This is a genomic window from Paenibacillus sp. FSL K6-1558 (assembly GCF_038002565.1).
Classification (GTDB): domain Bacteria; phylum Bacillota; class Bacilli; order Paenibacillales; family Paenibacillaceae; genus Paenibacillus; species Paenibacillus polysaccharolyticus.
Genome location: NZ_JBBOCV010000001.1, coordinates 154,534 through 172,735, shown reverse-complemented (window position 1 = coordinate 172,735; position 18,202 = coordinate 154,534). Strand labels below are relative to the sequence as shown.

The following is an 18,202-nucleotide window of genomic DNA, read 5'->3' as shown; positions in this document are numbered from 1 at the left end:
TCTTCTACAAACTGAGTTTCGCTTGCTTACATACGAGCCACTTCTCGCCCATTACGTTCAATGATATATTGATCAGCTCCACGTACACCCGTATGAGTAAAATCGAGTGAAAGCCCATTCTCGGTTACGTCACGTACATCCACCTTCTCCGGTTTAATCGGCAAAGTCAGAAACGATACTTCTGCTGCTTCAGAACGGGAGGACTGCCTGTTGACCGCAAATAGCCTATAATGATGCCATCGCCCAGCTTCAAGCCCTGTAATTACGGCATCTGTATCCATGCCTCTGTATACTTCTTTATCCTCTTGCAATATGACATATTCAGAAGCTCCCGGAACGGCAGACCATGACAAACGGGTGACATGTACATCTGGTTGCATCGTAATGTTCGTTGGACGACGAGGTTTGGACAATCGCACAAGCTCTGCTTGTGCACCAGCACCCGCTGCGTTTACCGCTTGCACCTGCAACGTGTATTCTTGGCCGGGTAACAATCCCTCCGCCCTATATTCGATATCGGACGTTCTGCCTGTCTCTACACCATTAATCATAACGATATACATCTCTGCTGTAGGAACAGCTTGCCAGCGAATACCGATCTGCGTTTCTTCCGTTAAGCTGACCTGTAATCCTTCCGGCCTCCTTGGCAGCGTCAGAACAGTGCTCGTTACGCCCTCACTATACCCCGCAGCATTCCCTGCTTGCACTTCATACGTATACAGATTGCTACCTGACAGGTGCTTAACAGTCAGCTCTGTACCCGACATCTCGTATGTTTGCCCATCAATGGTCACGCGGTATTTGTCTGCTCCAGCCACAGCTTCCCAGCTCAACGTCGCTCCCTGTTCCGTAGCCCTTACAACGTGAAGTCCTATTGGACTTTTGGGAATAGTTAGTCCCGTTATTGAACTACTCATTCCATGCCCAGCTCTGTTTACCGCCCGAACTTCCAGTTGGTACGCCGATCCCGGATTCAGATTTGTCAGTGTCCATGCATTCTTGTCAGCTGTAATCTCGCCCACTTTCTCTCCATTACTCCATACCTCATAAGCTTCTGCTCCACGAACGGCTTCCCAGTTCAGATGCAAACTTGAGTGCGAGGCATCCGTGACGTGTAAACCCGCCACCTGCGCAGGCAACGTTCTTAGCAATGGTAAACTCGCATAAGGACCTGAGCCTGTTTCATTTTCTGCAACAACGGTATAACTGTAATCTGTTCCACTTTCAAGTCCAGCATCCTTGTAGGAGAGTTCCCCTCCCTCGTAAATCATATCTCCGTTACGTGCAAGTGCATAATACGTAGCCGATGTTACGGACTCCCACGTCATGGAGATATCATGCTCACGAATCTGCACTGCTGTGAACTCACCCGGAGCGGCAGGTAGACTCATAAATGCGGCTACACAACTTGCACCAGCACCACTCGCATTCATAGGCGTAACAGATATCGTATGAACCATTCCGGGAGCAAGATTGCTAATGTAAGGAAGACTTTCCGGATCAGTGATGGTTTGTTCAAAAACGATTCTTCCGTTAGAATCCGTAGCCGTCACCCGATATGCTGTGGCTCCTTGTACGTGATCAAAGTCTACTTTAGCCAGACTTGGCTCTGCGTCCACTTTTTGTATGCGCATCTCAGTTGGAGATGGCGGTAAAGTTAAAACACTCACAATCGCCGGCTCACTTACACCCGTATGATTTCTTGCTCTCACTTCATACTCATAAACTCGCCCTCCGCTCAATGTGTCATTAACTAGACTATTGTTCGGATATTGCAGTGTCCAGGATTGCCCGGTCGTTCTATTTTTGATTTCATATTGGTAACCTGAAGTGTAAGTTTCACCTGAAGGTAAATCAGCTGTTAGTGTTACCGATGTTTCACCAACCGTACTCCTCTGGACTTGAGTTGGTTGATTAGGCTTCCGTTGAATTCGATAAGGAGAAGATGTCACCTGAACGGTATTGCCTGCTCTGTCAGCGGTCTTGGCGTAGATGTACCAAGTACCTTCAGACGATATGGATATGCTCTGCTGATCGGATTCAGCCTCCAGCCAGTCTCCTTGAGCTTCTGCCTGAGCTGTAATCTGATAGAAACGTTGTGTTCCATCTATGCCGGAATGGCTGTCTGCGAATTGTACGGTAGCCGTTATATTTTCATCAGTCCAAGCCGCTCCCTCAGGAGTAAAGCTAATATTCGGTAGAGTTTTATCCACATACACCGTCCTGCTGACTTCTCTGCTCACATTACCGACTGCATCCTTGGCCCGAGCATAGATTACAGTTGCTCCATCTGTATTGACCGTACCTTTATTTCCGGTCGTATATGGCTCATTTTCCAATCGATATTCATATGTAATTTCTCTATCATCCACACTTCCAGCGATCGTAAACTGTACAGCTTCTTTACTCCAGCCGGATTGGCTCAACGAGATCTCCGGTTCTGTCGGAGCCGTCTTGTCGATCCGAGCCGTGGCTTGCGCCAACATACTTACATTGCCTACTCGGTCAAATGTACGAGCATAAACTACGGTTTCACCTTCATCTTTAATCGTGACCTCACCTAAATAATCTAACCAAGGCCCATGCTCTGTTAACCGATACTGCGTTTTGCTTGTCCCGCTTCCTTCATCTGTACCACTTGTAATGACAAAAGATACATCCTCTCTCGTCCAGTCGGCTTCGCTTAATTGGATCACAGGTTGTTCAGGTGCTGTTTTGTCAATTCGGGCAACGGTTGACGTCAATGCACTTACGTTCGAAGCTCGATCTATACTGCGTGCGTAAATTTCGGTTACGCCCTCATCTTTCAGAATGAACGGTGTTTTGTAATCGATCCATTGCGTACTCTCACCAACTCTATATTGTGTTAAGGCGATACCACTTGCATCATCCGTACCTTCCGTCAAGGTAACGACAACCGATTCCTTCGTCCATTCCGCTGGATTCAAGGAAATCAACGGCGGGGTTGGAGCCGTCCGGTCAACTCGTGCAGTCACACGGCTTTCCTGACCCAAGTTCCCGAATGCATCCACGCTCCGTACTGTGATTGTTGTACTTCCCTCATCGTTCATAGTGAATGGCCCGGTATATTCTCTCCATTCACCATTGAGGCCAATCTTCACTTCCGTCTTCTGTGTTCCACTCCATTGATCAGTCCCCGCTTCAACCGTGACAAGAACCTCTTCTTTTGTCCACGTTGAAGGGGTGAGGGTAATGGAAGGAGCAGAAGGTCCGGTTGTATCTTTCATAATCTGCCCTGCCAAGACAAAGGCTGTCTGAATACCTTCAGCATTCAAAGCTGCTACATACAGTTCATAACGTCCATCCTCCATTCCTGTTAAGGCTGTAGTCATCGAGGTAGAAGTCGTCGTTGATGATTGAAGCACTTGTCCATTCACATTGCGGATTTCCGTTTTGTATCTGGTACCGGCAGGATTACCGTTTGTAGTCCAGCTGGCTGTTACGTTATTTCCGATTTGTGAAGCAGCAACATCCGCAGGTGGATTCGCAAGTGTGTATTTGGAGGATGTAGCTGAGTAGCCCGTATAAGCACCGCTTGAATTTTTCGCGCGTACGGCAAACGAATAACTTGTATTGGGTGTTAGACCCGTCAGCTGTCTCGTGTTGGATGTTCCTGTATCGTAGGTCTGATTCGTTGTCATATTTTTCAGTTCATACGTTACAGAAGCATCATTTACTCTTTTATCCCAGTTCACCGTCAGATCATTATTATTCACCAGGGTATACGTCGGAGTTCCGGGTACGACAAAACTTCTGACCAAGAAGTTAACTGTTCCCGCGGAGGATACTCCGCCCTTATCGTCCATAACCCATACTTGCAAGTAATGAGATCCGTCCGGCAATGTATCGGGCAAGGTATAACTGGTGTTAAAAGCCTGGTTCGAACCTGTTGCCGTTATTTGCGTCAGAACATTCTCAGGCCCGCCGTCAATGGACCACTTGACCGTTAACAGATCGCCTGCGTCGTTATCCCGTGTTGTACCTGAAATCTGCAACTGTTCCCCTTTGTAATACGTTTGACCTGATGCAGGTGCTGTTAATGTAAAAGAAGGCGGAACGTTTTGTGGCCCAATGCCTACAATGGTTGAAAATTTCCGTGATCCCTGATTAGCCGTTGATCTCGCGTCCCACCAGAACTGAGCTGCAGTATCACTCGCATTCACGATCTGTCCAGGTGTATAGGCTGATGGAGCTGAGCCCCCTGTCAACTGGGCACTATCCGGGCTTTGATATTGTCCCATGAATACACGGTCAGCATTAACGACGTTGTACGTGTTGGCATAAAAAGCCGTCACCTGTACGCCTCCGCTATAATTGCGCCACCCGTTCTGAATGACTTCAAAAGGAGAAGCATCGTTGCCGTTCACCATCGTATCCCAATAAAAAGTCCCCCCGAGATTCAGCGCTGAGCCGCTTCGATTTATCGCTTCCAGTTCCACCTTCATATATCCGCCTTGAGATGTCGCATTTACGATGGAGACTCGCAAAATATACTCTACATTGTCTTTTTGTCTGGACATCTCGATGACATTGTTGTTAATTCGATAATAATTCAGCGGCAATGATTTGAAATTGATTGCTGTGCCATGATGGTCAATAATTGTCGATACATTACCGGTGTCACCTCCGTAAAAAACGTTCGTATTTGGTAGTAATACGATTCGGTATTTTCCATCACTGTTCATCTCCACTTTCACTTTGGAGGATTGTACCGCCTTTAATGAGGCTGTATCGGATACCACCCCAATATTCTCTACCGTTGCTGCCATTGCCGTGCCCGCTTGGCTCCATTCAGGTATTAATGACTGAGGCGACAATAATGCAAACGCCAGCATCACTTTAGACATTTGCTCCGCTTGCTTTTTCAACCGTTTTCTTGAGTTTTTCAATACCTTGCTCTCCTTTTTGTGCACACAAAAAAAGGAGGCACCCCAACCAAGGAACAATGTCCTGAGTTGGGGTGCCTCCCCTAAAGTGTTATTTTTTTATTGATTATAACGATTCGGAAATCGAATGTAAATACCTGGAATGGGAACGTGTATAAAAAGTCATTCTCTATCGAGTTTTACTTTCCATCTCTGATTTTAAGCAACGCCTCGTCCAATGTGCTGACAACAAGGTCACACCATTGATCGAATTCAGGGTCCTCCATCTGTAATTCCGGGTGCTCCAGAATATGCTCAATCGTGCTGCGAATACCCTGATCCGCCCTTGTTGTAGCTACAAATTCAGGAACCAGTCGTTTCAGTTTGCTGTTGTCAAAAACAACCGTGTTGGCCTTATCTCCAAGCAAACCACCCCTGAAATCCAAATCACTGCTAGCCGCCAAAAAATCCGATGGCACATGAACCGCATGTAACTTGACCCCGAGTACATCAGCAATGATTTCATGAATCTGATTCCATGTGACAGACTCATCCGAGGTGATATGTACAGCCTCACCGATGGCGTGGATGTTGCCCATTAAGCCGATAAAGCCTTTGGCAAAATCGGTGTTGTGTGTAATCGTCCATAACGAAGTGCCGTCACCGTGAATGATCACTGGTTTATTTTCAAGCATACGCTTTAGAACCTGCCAACTTCCCTTCTCACCATGTACACCAAGCGGTACGGACTTATCCCCGTAAGTATGGCTTGGACGAACTATGGTCACGGGAAAACCTTCATCCCGATATAATTTCATCAGGTAGTCTTCACACGCAATTTTATTTCGGGAGTATTCCCAGAATGGATTGGATAATGGCGTTCCTTCGGTAATTCTGTAATCCGACAGCGGCGTTTGATAGGCCGATGCGGAGCTTATAAAAATGAACTGCTTGGTCTTGCCTTGAAACAAACGATAATCTCTCTCCAGCTGAGCGGGTACAAAAGCAATAAAGTCCGCAACGACATCAAATTGTAAATCGGCAATCAGATCGGCTACCCGTTTTTCGTCATTAATGTCGGCTTGAAGAACCTTGACTCCTGCAGGCAAATTGTCATTATGATTGCCGCGATTCATCAAATACAATTCACAGCCTTGCTTGGCAAGCATCTCGGTAATCGCTGTACTTATTGTGCCTGTCCCTCCGATAAATAGCGCTTTCATTGCTGCACCTCCAGATCGATTATGTTCCCCGTTCATGATATCATGCAGGCCAAAAAGGAGCAAAGTCCGGTTGAACGAACTCTGCTCCTCTGTATGAGTTGAACTAATGATATCTGGCGTACATTCCCTATCCGTTACGCTGACTCTTTAAATAACCTTAATCGTACCATAGATCATGTACATCCCGCAGTGAAGCTCGTATTCTCCTGGGGCGACGTTCTGATCGACCGTGTAGTAGTTATCTCCCTTTTGCATATAAAGATCCATGCCTAACTTCTCTGCAGCGACAGATTTGACATGTGTCACGCTTCGGGTCAGGATGAAATTAATTTTCGTAGGCACTCCAGATTTCACCTCAATGACATTCGGCTCAAATCCATCGTTGCTCACGTTCACATTAATGACCTCATATCCTTTCAAATCCTCCGGTGTCTCGATCTTTGCTGTTACTGAACCGCCTGATCCCGGGGATACGTCCTTACCCATGAAATATACAAAAAATCCACCGAGCAGAGCAACTACAGCCACGCCCAGAGTTAAGAACGGCCACGCTTTTTTAAACCAGCTATTCATATACACACTCCTTATTCCGTTGTCCCATCTTCATTCGTAAGTGGATGGATGTACTCTACAAGCATACCCCATTATGCACTTAATGAAAATGACCCCTCTGGGCTATCCGGAATATACAGGTGTGCTCCGACTTCGCCGTGCCCTCATTTTATACAATTCTGGCAGAGCCACACCAATCAGTACGATAACGACACCGAACCATTGTAGAGCGCTAACATGCTCATGTAGTACGATGGAGGATAATAAGACGGCAACCGGAAGTTCGACCGCACCCAGAATCCCCGCCATATCTCCACCAATATGAGGTACGCCGATGGCGAACAGCACTGGCGGGATAAAAGCTCCAAAGAATCCAAGTAACAATCCAAACACAAGCAGTTGACTCCAGATTAGACCGTTAAAGAGGAACGTCGGCGGGAATAAAATGCAAAGCAGAATCAATCCGCCTGTAACCATCCAAGCACTCCGAAATGCCGGGTGTGCAGAAGGAACTGCTTTACCGCTGAATAATACAAACAAGGAGTAGCTAACTGCTGCCATTAATCCGAGCGCAATCCCGATCCCACTTACATTACTAATGCCCTGTTCCAGAAAACCTGCTGCCAGCAAGGTTCCACCAAACAAAATAAAGAGGGTCAGGAACGTGATTTTATCTGGACGCTGCCGTTTGCTAATCGCCTGAATCAGCACGCTGATCCATGTAAATTGGAAGAGCAGGATGATCGCAAGCGATGCCGGAATGTAACGTAACGATTGATAATACACGAGTCCGGTAATTACCGTTGGCGTTCCAGCCGCCATCAGCATCAAACGCTGTTTCCAAGTTAAACGTGTGAAGACGTTTGAAGGACTAGCCGATGTAACCTTTACTTGGCCACCAGCCGGTGCTTTGCGTTTAGCTCTAAAACGCGTGTATAAAGCCAGCATCCACGACAAGATGAAACCGGTAATCAGCTGTGTTCCCACAACCTCACCAAGTTGATATCCCTGGCCATACGCCAGTACAACAATGGTGGACAGAATACCATAACTCATCGCGCCTGCAAGGACTGACAAATAATATTTCATGTGTAATTAACCTCCCGATGATTCAATAATGCGCCCCGTGTCCGGGTTCATGTAAGGTCACAACCACGTATTAAATGCAAAAAATCCTAACTCCGAGCAAGGAATATGTTGATTCCTTTGCTTCGTAGTTAGGAAGTATAGGCTTCCCGTAGAGACCCTCGCCCTGTGTACACTTTCGGCCTGCGAGGTTATACGAAATGAAGTATGCAATTTAACTATCGCTCATGTGTGACGACTTTTCATATATTACATGGGAGGTCAAGTGGTGTCAACCCATTTCTTTTCAATTTTAAACGTTAAAAAATGAAAGCTTAACATGGCCACTCTCATTTGTTCACTCCAATGTCTCCTCTAGCTGTCCCACTCCAGCGTCTTTTGCAATCCTGATTTCAATCCTTCGAGATCCAGACCATCTACTGCAAAAGCTTCACGAATCAAGGGCGGTGCAATAAACTCATCATATTTGCCAAGATACGGTGCTTCGTCCTCAGCAAGCAAATCAGATGCATCCTGGGCCGTTCGACACTCACTCATCATCTCGGCTAACAAGGTTCGTTCGTCCACTTTGCCTGATACCACAAAATAATATGGTTCCATCGGCACAACGGAACGCAAAGCGAGCCTTTCAGACAAATTATGTTTCATCAACCGCTCCAGCGTGCGAAACGATTTGCTACCCACCCAAGGCAACACATACATGGAATCCCCGCCTGCCGGAATGACAACCTGTTTGAGCAATCCGCTCTCGCGAGCCAAGCGACGTGCACGCTCCAAGCGGTTCACCGCTTGTGGAGACAGATACGGGTAGATCACGGATTCGGACAGCACCTCGCGCATTTTTTGTACAACCGCCGTATGAATATCTCCTCCTGCACCAAGCCACAGTGTATCGACTTTGCCTTTCGCGGACTTCACGTACACGGCCTTATGCTTGTGATCCACTTCTTCCACCTTCCACAGCTTACCGGCGAGAGAGAAACAATAGCCTGGTGGCGGCACGGTCGTGATCGACCCGATTTCTTCCGAGCCGTTCAGTACTTTATGCTCTTCATCGTCCTTGAACACGGCATAGAAGCGGTAGTTGTTTACAATCTTTTCACCCGTGAGTCCGATAATCAGCGTCTGTTCTTCCGTCCATTGCAGATGATCCGTCGCGATCAGGTAATTCAGGAACGTTTGATATTGATCCGGTGTAATCTCTGAAAAAGGCGCCAGGGAGAGGATTGCGGCAGCAAGCTCTCTTGGCTCAGCCTCCCCCATACTTTTTAACATGCTCATCGTCTGGTGATAAAGAACCCCAATAGGCATTTTCCGAGCTTCAAGTGGCTCTACCCATTTGGTTTTAACGTACAGCTCAATCACCGCTATTGCACGCATTAATGTCCATGGCATACGGGCCGGCAGCTGTGCTTCCTCGTCTTCTTCCTCCGGGCATACAAAAAGCATCTCCGATGCCATATCATCACGCCTACCCGAGCGACCCAGCCGCTGAACGAAACTCGAAGCACTATAAGGTGCGCCAAGCTGAACGACACGCTCCAATTCTCCCAGATCAATGCCAAGTTCCAGCGTAACCGTCGCAGCAGCGACAGCCGGACCCGGACCTGTCCGCAAAGCCGCTTCGGTTTCTTCTCTCAGCATGGCCGATATACTTCCATGATGCACATGGAACACATCCCGTTCTTCTCTGCGTGCTGCAACACGGCGCATCTCCAGAATCGTGACTTCCGCATCCGTGCGGCTGTTGGTGAAAATCAGAGCCTTTTTGCGATGTGTGCTCTCATAAATGAAGTCGTAATAGGCTTTACGCGCATGATGAAGCTGCTCAGCCTGCTCTTCGTTTTGTGCATCCGGGAATGAAAAATGCTCCACCCGGAGCCGCAGTTTACGTCCGCCTGGGGAGGATACGACATCAACTCCTTGCCGTGTTCCCGCTGCAAGCCAAGCTGTCGCTGCTTCATAATCGCTAAGTGTAGCGGATAATCCAACTCTTCTAGGAGCACAGCCAGCCATGCGTTCAATTCGAGCCAACTGGCTTAACACCTGAATGCCCCGATCCGCTCCCATGAACGCATGCACTTCATCGATAATGATATAGCGCAGATCATGAAAAAGCGCAGGAATCGCATTCGGTCGATTCATCAACAGCCCTTCCAGCGATTCGGGCGTAATCTGCAACACACCTGACGGATTTTTCATCAGCTTGGTTTTCTCAGCCTGCGGCACATCACCATGCCAGTGCCAGACAGGAATATTGCCTTCCGTGAGCAAGTCTTTGAGTCGTTCGAACTGGTCATTAATCAGTGCTTTTAAAGGGCCAATATACAGAATGCCCACCGATTTGGAAGGCTGGTCATAAAGTTCAGTCAACGCGGGAAAAAAAGCGGCCTCCGTCTTGCCGGAAGCCGTCCCCGCCGCAATCAGCATGTGGTGCGGAGTGTGAAAACAAATGTTACACGCTTCAATCTGCGCAGGACGTAGCGATTCCCATCTTTTTTTATAAATAAATTCCTGCACAAACGGAGCCAGTCTATAAAATGGATTTGGGTTCTCACTCATAGTTCGAACTCCGCAAGAAAATCATCAAGCTCATCGGATTCCTTTTGGGAACCCTTGGCTCCACGAGCCAAACCATCGGAAAGAGCCGCACGCTCACCAAGTAACTGCTCGTAAGTCACATCAGGATTCTGATGTAGCGTATGCAACACATCCATAAAGTCACGCACCACTTCTCGTGTTGTCAAAAGTTCATCCGCACCCAAACGATTCACAGCCATTTGCATAAAACCTACTAATTGTTCATCGCTCAAGCTAGCGGTATATGCAAAATGAAGGGCATGAATCTGGCGTAGCTTTTGTAGCAAAATCAAAATTTCTTCATGCGACAACATCGTGAGTTTGATAATGGGGCCCGTATAATTCGCATACGCACTTGCGGCATAACGACCGTCAATAAGTCTGGATCGAAGCGCTTCATAGCTGTACAAACCACGGCGTTCATCCTCCACAAATTGAGGGGTTCCCCCCACAAAAATGCCCAGATGCTCGGCTTTCCCCTGCATCGTATCATTAAACATCGTTAGCAACTTCTCGTAGTTGCTTTGACGCGAAACGCTGTTTGTAATTTTATACAGATTCACAGCTTCGTCGATAAAGAGTAACAGCCCTTTGTAACCGATACGTGCCGTAAATTCAGACCATAATTTGAAATAATCATACCAGTTATCATCATCGATAATGACACCCACGGAAAGCTCTTTCTTCGCCTCCGTTTTGGTCGCGAATTCACCCCGAAGCCAGCGGAGTGCAGACTGTTTCAGGTCATCATCAGCAAGTTTGTAACCGTTCCAGTAAGAGGCCAGCACTTTGGCAAAATCAAAACCGTGAACCAAGTTCTGCATTTCACCCGTCACGAGGTAAATCTGTTTTTCTACCTCCAGCGGTAACGCAGGATCATCTGGACGTATATTCAACTGGGTCATCGCTGTTTGCTGCAAGCCTGCAATCCATTTTTGCAAAATAGGCTCCAAAGCCCCACCATCCGGGCGTGTTCGTGTAGACAAGCGTGTCATCAGCTCACGATAAGTTGCCAGACCTTGCCCTTTTGTGCCGACAAGTCTACGCTCTGGAGAAAGATCCGCATCCGCAACCACAAACTCACGATCCATCGCATAATTTCGAATCATTTGCAAAAGAAAGCTTTTACCGCTACCATAACGGCCAGTAATCAGTTTAAATGCTGCACCGCCTTCAGCAATGTTATCCAAGTCTCGCAAGATCGCTTCCACTTCCGGCTTTCGCCCTACAGCAATTTGCTCCAGTCCAATCCGTGGCACGACGCCTGCCGTTAATGAATTCACAAGTGCGGTGGTCAAACGTTTTGGAATCTTAAGCTGGTTTGGTTGATGTTCTGTCTTTTGATGTTCATTCACTGTATGCTCAGTCATGTCAATCACCTCTTCACATGTTCAAATACATCAATATAATCAGCAACGATTCGGTCACCATCCACCAGCAGATCTCCGATGGTTTCCATAGCGATATCGTTCATTTCATCTAGCAAAAGAGCTGGCATCGTTCCCGTTTCTTCGGCAAGCCGCATCAAATCACCATCCGGATGTTCACCAAGCAAAGCATGGATGGCTCTTACATGCCGGGCATCCAACCTCTCGGCAAATTCCCGCCACTCCTCTGGTACATGGGCTTCCGCAGCTTCGTCCCATATAAGCACTTCATTCCAACGATCCGAACTCATGGATGGCTGACTCCCGTTGTCTAGGATCGATAGTGAACCACTTTGCTGTTCTTGGAAAAGCGGCTCATCCATTCCGTGTCTTTCATTCTCGTCTGCGTTTTCTTCAAGGTCAGATTTAGCATTATCCGATTCGGAATTTGCGCTATCTTCAATGCTCAACGCCTTACGCACATATTCGCTATCCTTCTGCAAAGAAGCCAGTTTGGCCGTATCAATCTGAATGACTGGCGCAGTTACAGCCTCAGCTTGTTCCATGGCAAAAGCTCTTTCCAGATAACGCTCAATCACACTGGCAAGCTCAGGCTCCAGCGTTTTACCTCGCAGACGGCCCCGGAAGCCTAACAGTTCACGCAGCTTATTTTCCGTACAGCGGTAAATCCCGATTAACCTCTCCACAAATTCACGTTCCAATATGAGAGGAACATGAGTGAACGTAACAAATCTGCCGTAAATGGACTCGTCATATACCGCTTTATGAAACAGCGTGCGTTTAACCGTCTGCTCGGCTTTCGATTCAAGCTCAGGCAACAGCCCTCTTTGTTGCGTCCGCTGCAAATACGAATCCATCACAGCCATCACTTTGGGCACATATCGTTCCATTAATTCTTTGCCGCCATCCCGGTAAAAGGCATTTAGCGTAACATCATAGTCAAAATACCATTTCAGCATATCCAGCGTTACCTCAGCGACATTATCCTGTAACACCCGTTCTAACTCCTTGTCCATCAATGATGCTGGCAAATAACCACCCGAGAGCATCATCACATCATGAAGCAATGTATGAAGATCGTGAACCAGAACGTAATCGACCATCCACTCCTGCATATAAACATGAAGCTGAGGAAGCCGCTCTCGGTAATTCAACCATAATTGTTTTAATTTGTGATAACCATCCTCTGGATGTAACCAGCCGATCCCGTTAATCAACTCGTAAACATGAACAAACAGATACGACAGGTCGACATCCAGGTATCTTTCCTGGCGTACCTGCGTTCTCCAGTACAAATACCATTTCAGCTGTGCGTCATTCATCACCCCATACGTCGGCCAGTAACTCATAAATGGAACAGGTGAAGTTTCTTCTCCCGTAACTTCTGCAAGGCGTCTAGCTTCCTCCACAAATCGCTTCTCCGAAGACAATACAGCTCCCTGCGACTTGTGTGGTTGACGAGTCTGGTTCTCTATAGATGAACGATCAGGTATACGAATCGAGGTTGTCTCTGTATCTTCACTTAGATCAATCTCCATGAATTCCAGCTGTTCCGAATGATCTCTCATGGAATTGAATCCACCTCTTTCAGGGCAAAATACGAACACGTGTATCCATACGCAACATTATAACACTTGTGTAGCTTCTATGGGCGGCAAAATCATACTTTCTTTTCACACAAAAAAGAAGGCATCACTGCCCTCTTCTCTATTTTGTATTTCCTATCTATTTTACAGGTAATTGAATCTCTTTTTTTGATACACAGTGCGGACTTATCCGTTCAACTCAAACCACCCGCGTACGATTTTTGCCTTCATCCTTGGCTTGAGACAGGGCTTGAGTAGCCAGCTCGATCAAATCACTTGCGACAGTATTCTCATCAGGAAGCAGAACCGCCCCGCCAACGCTGACGGTAACCACACCACTCTGACCCGTGAGCTCTCGCTGGATATGCAGAGCAAGCACATGTTGCCTGATCTCCTCAGCCAGTTCCATTAAATACGCTGAGGTTGTGTCTTTTAATTTCAGCATAAACGTACCTCCGCGTTGGCGGGAAATGACAGCGTTATGCTGTTCGCTAACCACCGTTAACACCTCGCCAATCCACTGTAAACAAAGGTCGCCACCTTGCAGGCCATACGCCGTATTATAAGAACGGAAATCGTCAATATCAATGATCAGCAGCCCCAGACTACAGTTATCCTGCAAGCAATCCTTCCAATCCCCTTCGAGTTGTTGCTTGAACACCGTTTGAACCGGCATATCGGTTAACGGATCGGTGGTCAGGTAATTGCGTAATTGGTTTGTTGTATCGCTGTAATCATCCTGCCCCTGTTGTGATGTTCTGCTGCGAAGCAACAACATGACGGAAGGTTTGCCTGCATGAACAACGGAGGCCATTGTAATCTCAAAGAGCGAAGACATGCCAGAAGCTGTTGTAAAATACAACTGATTGTTCATCAAACTTGTGATGTCGAGCTGCAATTTTTCAAAGTCTTGCCGTATTATGTCCCGTGTATTATCAGGCAAAAAATCGTTAAAACTCTTCCCGATCAGACTGGCTGTATTTTCATATCCAAACAGTTCGGCCGCCATCCTATTACAGTAAATAATCCGCCCTTCGGTAAGTGTGAAAAAGGCAACAGGCGAGAAGTCCATCAATTGCAAATAACGTTGCTCGTTTCGCTTCAAAATACGGGCATTCTGAAAAGCGTGCTCCTCCGCTTGAGCCAGCTGATTTTCCGTCTGACGACGCACAATAGACTTTAGCAAAGGTAATATGCTCAGTTCTCTCGTTGTCCATGGATAGGAGGTCGATTGCACAACCTCCCTCCATTTTTCAAACGATTTCCGCGGAGACAAACGTACACCATCATCCGTCTTCAGCACGGCTTTCGCCGGATCACCAGCCCATTCGACCACCTGAACTACCTCGGGACGGAACCATAACATATAGTTGTGGTGACCCGGTGAGATGGCAACATAAATAACCCCGGAGGCTACATCTTGATATCGCTTGGCTGTCTCGTATTCCAGACTCAGCTTCGACGTGTGATAGCTGTGATCCTCTGCCTGTCCAGCCAGCCATCCGGCCAATTCACGAATCTGTCCATTTGTCGGAGTCTCACCGAATAACAGCAACTTGTCCTGGTAACAAATTGCCGCACCGGATGCATTCATTAACCTAAGAATGGTTTCCTGCTCTCCTTGCAGCTCTTCCACCACTCGCGCCCGGCTTGTATTGCCGATGAAAATGTTAACGATCCGCGTAGCAGCCTCACGGGAGTTGATCTCTGCCTGGTAATCATCCAGCTGTTGACGCTGGAACAATTCATTAGAGAAAAAGGCTCCCAGGAAGTTACACAGATTACGAACACGATGCGGGACGTATCTTGCAGAATAATGATGACACGTAATGAGTCCCCAGAGTTGATTATCATGGATGAGCGAAATGGTCACGGTAGCTCCCACGCCCATATTTTGCAAATATTCAATATGAAGCGGAGATACACTCCGCAACACAGACAGACTTAAATTCAAAGGTTTGCCTGTAAGGGGCTGCAACGTTGGTACGATTTCAACAGGCGTATAATCCACGTTGACAATGGTACGTAGCCAGTTACGAAGATACAGTTCCCTTGCTTGCTTGGGAATGTCCGAGGCCGGATAGTGATGCCCTAGAAATGGTTCGAGTTCCGGTTCGCGCGCTTCCGCAATCACTTTGCCGTTCCATTGCTCGTCAAATTCATAGATCATGACTCTGTCATATCCAAGCATTTCTTTGACTTGTTCAGCCGCAATCTGGCTCGCATCCACGCGGCTGTCCGTGCTTTTGATTCTTCCGAAGAAACGGGATATCCATTCAAAATCGTTCGATTCGATGTTTTCTTTTTCATAATAAGGCTCGATTTCAAGAATTAACAGACCTTCGCTCTCATGCAGGACCGTTGAAAAAACTTTCTCTTCCCCTGCCACTTCTATAATCAGATCCATATAATGCAAGTCTGACGTTACAGCTGCGTTCGAGCGGTTGTTCAGGAGCTTGTTTACATCTTCTTCAGCGATCAAGTCGCTTAGAGGCATACCTAAAATATCTGAGTAATCTATGCCCAGATGATCCTGTGTATTTTGGCTACACTGCACAATGGTTGCTGTCCCTTTGGGATCGATAGCCAGAAGCACGCCATGTGGCTGGATAAAGCCAGGAATATGAATAGGCTCCTTATCGCAGTTATTCAGGTCGATCGGATCATTGGTATATGTCCCTTGCGGGAGTAAGGTGCGGTTAAGCAGACTCATTTCTTGCCTCGACCTAGGTTCAGCCATGAACTTGAATATCCCCTCTCAGCATGTGTTGTTTCATTGTTACAGAACTTACGTCGGGTAGCTAATCGGGTGTTTTTGGCGTAATTCTTACGTATTAATCCACTGATCCAGTAGCCTGAATGTCTCCGAAGCCGTATACAAAACGCTGTCTTCATCCTCGGATGTCTGAATCGATTGTTGTAACAATTCCACAAACTCGCTCCATCTCGTGCGTGTCTGTGTGCCGTATGCGTTGAAATATTGCAGTCCACGATCTGCTTCTATAGGCAAAAATTGTGACAAACGTTTGGTCATGATCTGACCCCCGTTCGTTGAGCCCTCAATGACATAGAGATATCCGAACAGTCGTGCAGGTGTAGAAATGTCGGGTAAATCCTTGTGGCTACATTGTGGAATCTGCTTGATCTGCTCCTCGCTTAAGCCAAGATCCCTCAGATCTTGTTCTAATAAACCAGCCTTGCCTCTTACCTCGATATCCAATCCTGTTTCCGCCCAAAAAGACTGCGCTATCGCTTGATCCTCCAAAGGTTTTAGGAAACCGTAGAATTTCTCCAAATACACTCTATATTGTTCAATCGTTATGGTCGAATCCATAATTGCTTTCGCATAGGGGTTCTGTTCTACTTGTCTATGATAATGTGCTGTCTCACTCTTCAGGCGTTCCATAATACTAACTGCCGTCATGTCGTTATCCCCTTTCGTATCGTGATGTGAATCCAGGCTATGATTAGCGTAAAAATCTATTGCGAATATAGTAAATTTTACCTGATTCAAAAAAGACTCTATGTAAGTATACGGTTTCTCGTATCAGAAAACTACATGAATTCAAGAGGCTTGTGAGCTGGTTGTAAACTTACGTTGTTAGGTTAACTGCGGAATTGATGGATGTGCTGTAAGCCTGGGTTAAACATAGGGTAGACACGGACCTGAGCATGCCTAGAGCACCGTAGAGTCTATCTGAAAATCGTTCATTTTCAGGGTAATGAAGTATCGTATGTATAGCTGGTTTTTACCTATGAAGATGATACACTAACACTATATCCTTATTTTGGAGGAATGAAGCTAATGGAAATTAAAGATATGACAGGACCTAAGGAACTCACGGTTCAAGAGATTATACTGCACCTCACAGAGGGGATAACACTTCCGGAAAATACAGTGGATCAGCTGATCACGGGTTCACCGAATCAGTTTGTGACTGGCATTGTAGTTGCTTTTATGCCTACACAACAGGTCATTGAACAGGCTATTCAGGTCGGAGCTAATCTGATTATTGCCCATGAATCCCCATTTTATAATCATCACAGTGCGACCGACTGGCTTGTGAACAATTCCGTTTATACGGATAAAAGAACATTGATCGACCAAGCAGGCATTGCTCTTTTTCGTTGCCATGATATAATCCACCGTTTCGAGCCAGATGGCATTACAGATGGACTCATTCAGGAGCTTGGCTGGATTACATATCTGAGCGGGCGAACGGCAGAGTCGGATATAGTTACATTTCCAGAAGGAATGACCGTTCAGGAAATTGCTCAACATTTAAAGCAACGTCTGGGTATTGACTATGTCCGCATTGCGGGCAATTCTGAAATCGTTTGCAGACGCGCTGCCGTTCTGGTTGGATTTCGTGGAAATGGACCCGTCACGATACCTCTTCTTCAGAATGAACAGGTGGATCTGATTATCGCAGGGGAAGGATTTGAATGGGAAACGCCTGAATATGTTCGTGATGCTGTGCAGCAAGGTAAATCCAAAGCACTCATCATGGTTGGACATGCCGAAAGTGAGGCCCCGGGAATGAAGCTTTTGGCGGACAGACTGAAGGAGTCTTTTCCAGAGACCAAAATTACTTTTGTGAAGGAACAGCCTGTATTTAAGGTGTTTTAACGTTAGGCTAGGTTAGAGAACATATTGAACTACAGCTGACATACCTTTTTACGTAACTTGTCTCATTTATAAACCTGACGATCCTCAGTGAAGCTATCTCCTCCATTTTTCCACATATCCAGCGTTTTGACTTCGTTTGGTGGAATAGCGTTCCTGGGATCGTTAATCCACTTCTTTCTTCCTCCCCTTCCTACCTTCCATAGCTACTTCTTTTCTTGCTTTTCTGGAATATCCTGAAGCTTTAGTGTACGCTAGATGCTGTAAATTTCAG

At 46.7% G+C, this 18,202-nt stretch carries 10 protein-coding genes and 1 riboswitch; of the genes, 1 reads left to right on the top strand and 9 read right to left on the bottom strand.

Features of this window, described 5'->3' with window-relative positions; genetic code table 11:
• Positions 1–26 precede the first annotated feature (26 nt).
• The 9 genes from MHI38_RS00700 to MHI38_RS00660 all read right to left on the bottom strand — a co-directional run bounded on the left by MHI38_RS00700 (position 27) and on the right by MHI38_RS00660 (position 16,725).
• Positions 27–4,910: an OmpL47-type beta-barrel domain-containing protein gene (locus tag MHI38_RS00700; RefSeq protein WP_341180824.1), complete on the bottom strand. Its 4,884-nt coding sequence runs from the start codon at positions 4,908–4,910 to the stop codon at positions 27–29.
• Between the two features lie 176 nt (positions 4,911–5,086).
• Positions 5,087–6,109, bottom strand: coding sequence for an SDR family oxidoreductase (locus MHI38_RS00695; protein ID WP_154889591.1), 1,023 nt, complete (start codon positions 6,107–6,109; stop codon positions 5,087–5,089).
• 147 nt (positions 6,110–6,256) lie between these two features.
• On the bottom strand, positions 6,257–6,682 hold the full coding sequence (locus MHI38_RS00690) for a cupredoxin domain-containing protein (protein WP_154984154.1): 426 nt from the start codon (positions 6,680–6,682) through the stop codon (positions 6,257–6,259).
• A gap of 102 nt (positions 6,683–6,784) precedes the next feature.
• Positions 6,785–7,750, bottom strand: a complete 966-nt coding sequence (locus MHI38_RS00685) for an EamA family transporter (RefSeq protein ID WP_339838665.1) — start codon at positions 7,748–7,750, stop codon at positions 6,785–6,787.
• Positions 7,751–7,855: 105 nt separating this feature from the next.
• A riboswitch (purine riboswitch) is annotated at positions 7,856–7,966 on the bottom strand.
• A gap of 135 nt (positions 7,967–8,101) precedes the next feature.
• Positions 8,102–10,309, bottom strand: a complete 2,208-nt coding sequence (locus MHI38_RS00680; protein WP_341180823.1) for a DEAD/DEAH box helicase — start codon at positions 10,307–10,309, stop codon at positions 8,102–8,104.
• On the bottom strand, positions 10,306–11,697 hold the full coding sequence (locus MHI38_RS00675; protein ID WP_154889427.1) for an ATP-binding protein: 1,392 nt from the start codon (positions 11,695–11,697) through the stop codon (positions 10,306–10,308). The genes MHI38_RS00680 and MHI38_RS00675 overlap by 4 nt, the downstream gene beginning before the upstream one ends.
• 5 nt (positions 11,698–11,702) lie before the next feature.
• The gene (locus MHI38_RS00670) at positions 11,703–13,283 is read right to left on the bottom strand and encodes a TerB N-terminal domain-containing protein (protein WP_341180822.1); all 1,581 of its coding nucleotides are present in this window, start codon (positions 13,281–13,283) and stop codon (positions 11,703–11,705) included.
• Between the two features lie 217 nt (positions 13,284–13,500).
• Positions 13,501–16,041 (bottom strand): diguanylate cyclase domain-containing protein, encoded by a 2,541-nt coding sequence (locus MHI38_RS00665; protein WP_154958723.1) that lies wholly within the window; start codon positions 16,039–16,041, stop codon positions 13,501–13,503.
• 87 nt (positions 16,042–16,128) lie between these two features.
• Complete coding sequence (locus MHI38_RS00660; RefSeq protein WP_154889433.1) at positions 16,129–16,725, bottom strand: biliverdin-producing heme oxygenase; 597 nt, start codon at positions 16,723–16,725, stop codon at positions 16,129–16,131.
• 381 nt (positions 16,726–17,106) lie between these two features.
• On the opposite strand from MHI38_RS00660, the gene MHI38_RS00655 reads away from it, so the two are divergent.
• Complete coding sequence (locus tag MHI38_RS00655; RefSeq protein WP_260510859.1) at positions 17,107–17,931, top strand: Nif3-like dinuclear metal center hexameric protein; 825 nt, start codon at positions 17,107–17,109, stop codon at positions 17,929–17,931.
• Positions 17,932–18,202 lie beyond the last annotated feature (271 nt).

Excerpts from the sequence above, each read along its gene's own strand:
- MHI38_RS00695 (WP_154889591.1), bottom strand. The coding sequence starts at position 6,109 with ATGAAAGCGCTATTTATCGGAGGGACAGGCACAATAAGTACAGCGATT.
- MHI38_RS00680 (WP_341180823.1), bottom strand. The coding sequence starts at position 10,309 with ATGAGTGAGAACCCAAATCCATTTTATAGACTGGCTCCGTTTGTGCAG.
- MHI38_RS00690 (WP_154984154.1), bottom strand. The coding sequence starts at position 6,682 with ATGAATAGCTGGTTTAAAAAAGCGTGGCCGTTCTTAACTCTGGGCGTG.
- MHI38_RS00685 (WP_339838665.1), bottom strand. The coding sequence starts at position 7,750 with ATGAAATATTATTTGTCAGTCCTTGCAGGCGCGATGAGTTATGGTATT.
- MHI38_RS00660 (WP_154889433.1), bottom strand. The coding sequence starts at position 16,725 with ATGACGGCAGTTAGTATTATGGAACGCCTGAAGAGTGAGACAGCACAT.
- MHI38_RS00665 (WP_154958723.1), bottom strand. The coding sequence starts at position 16,041 with ATGGCTGAACCTAGGTCGAGGCAAGAAATGAGTCTGCTTAACCGCACC.
- MHI38_RS00655 (WP_260510859.1), top strand. The coding sequence starts at position 17,107 with ATGGAAATTAAAGATATGACAGGACCTAAGGAACTCACGGTTCAAGAG.
- MHI38_RS00670 (WP_341180822.1), bottom strand. The coding sequence starts at position 13,283 with ATGAGAGATCATTCGGAACAGCTGGAATTCATGGAGATTGATCTAAGT.
- MHI38_RS00675 (WP_154889427.1), bottom strand. The coding sequence starts at position 11,697 with ATGACTGAGCATACAGTGAATGAACATCAAAAGACAGAACATCAACCA.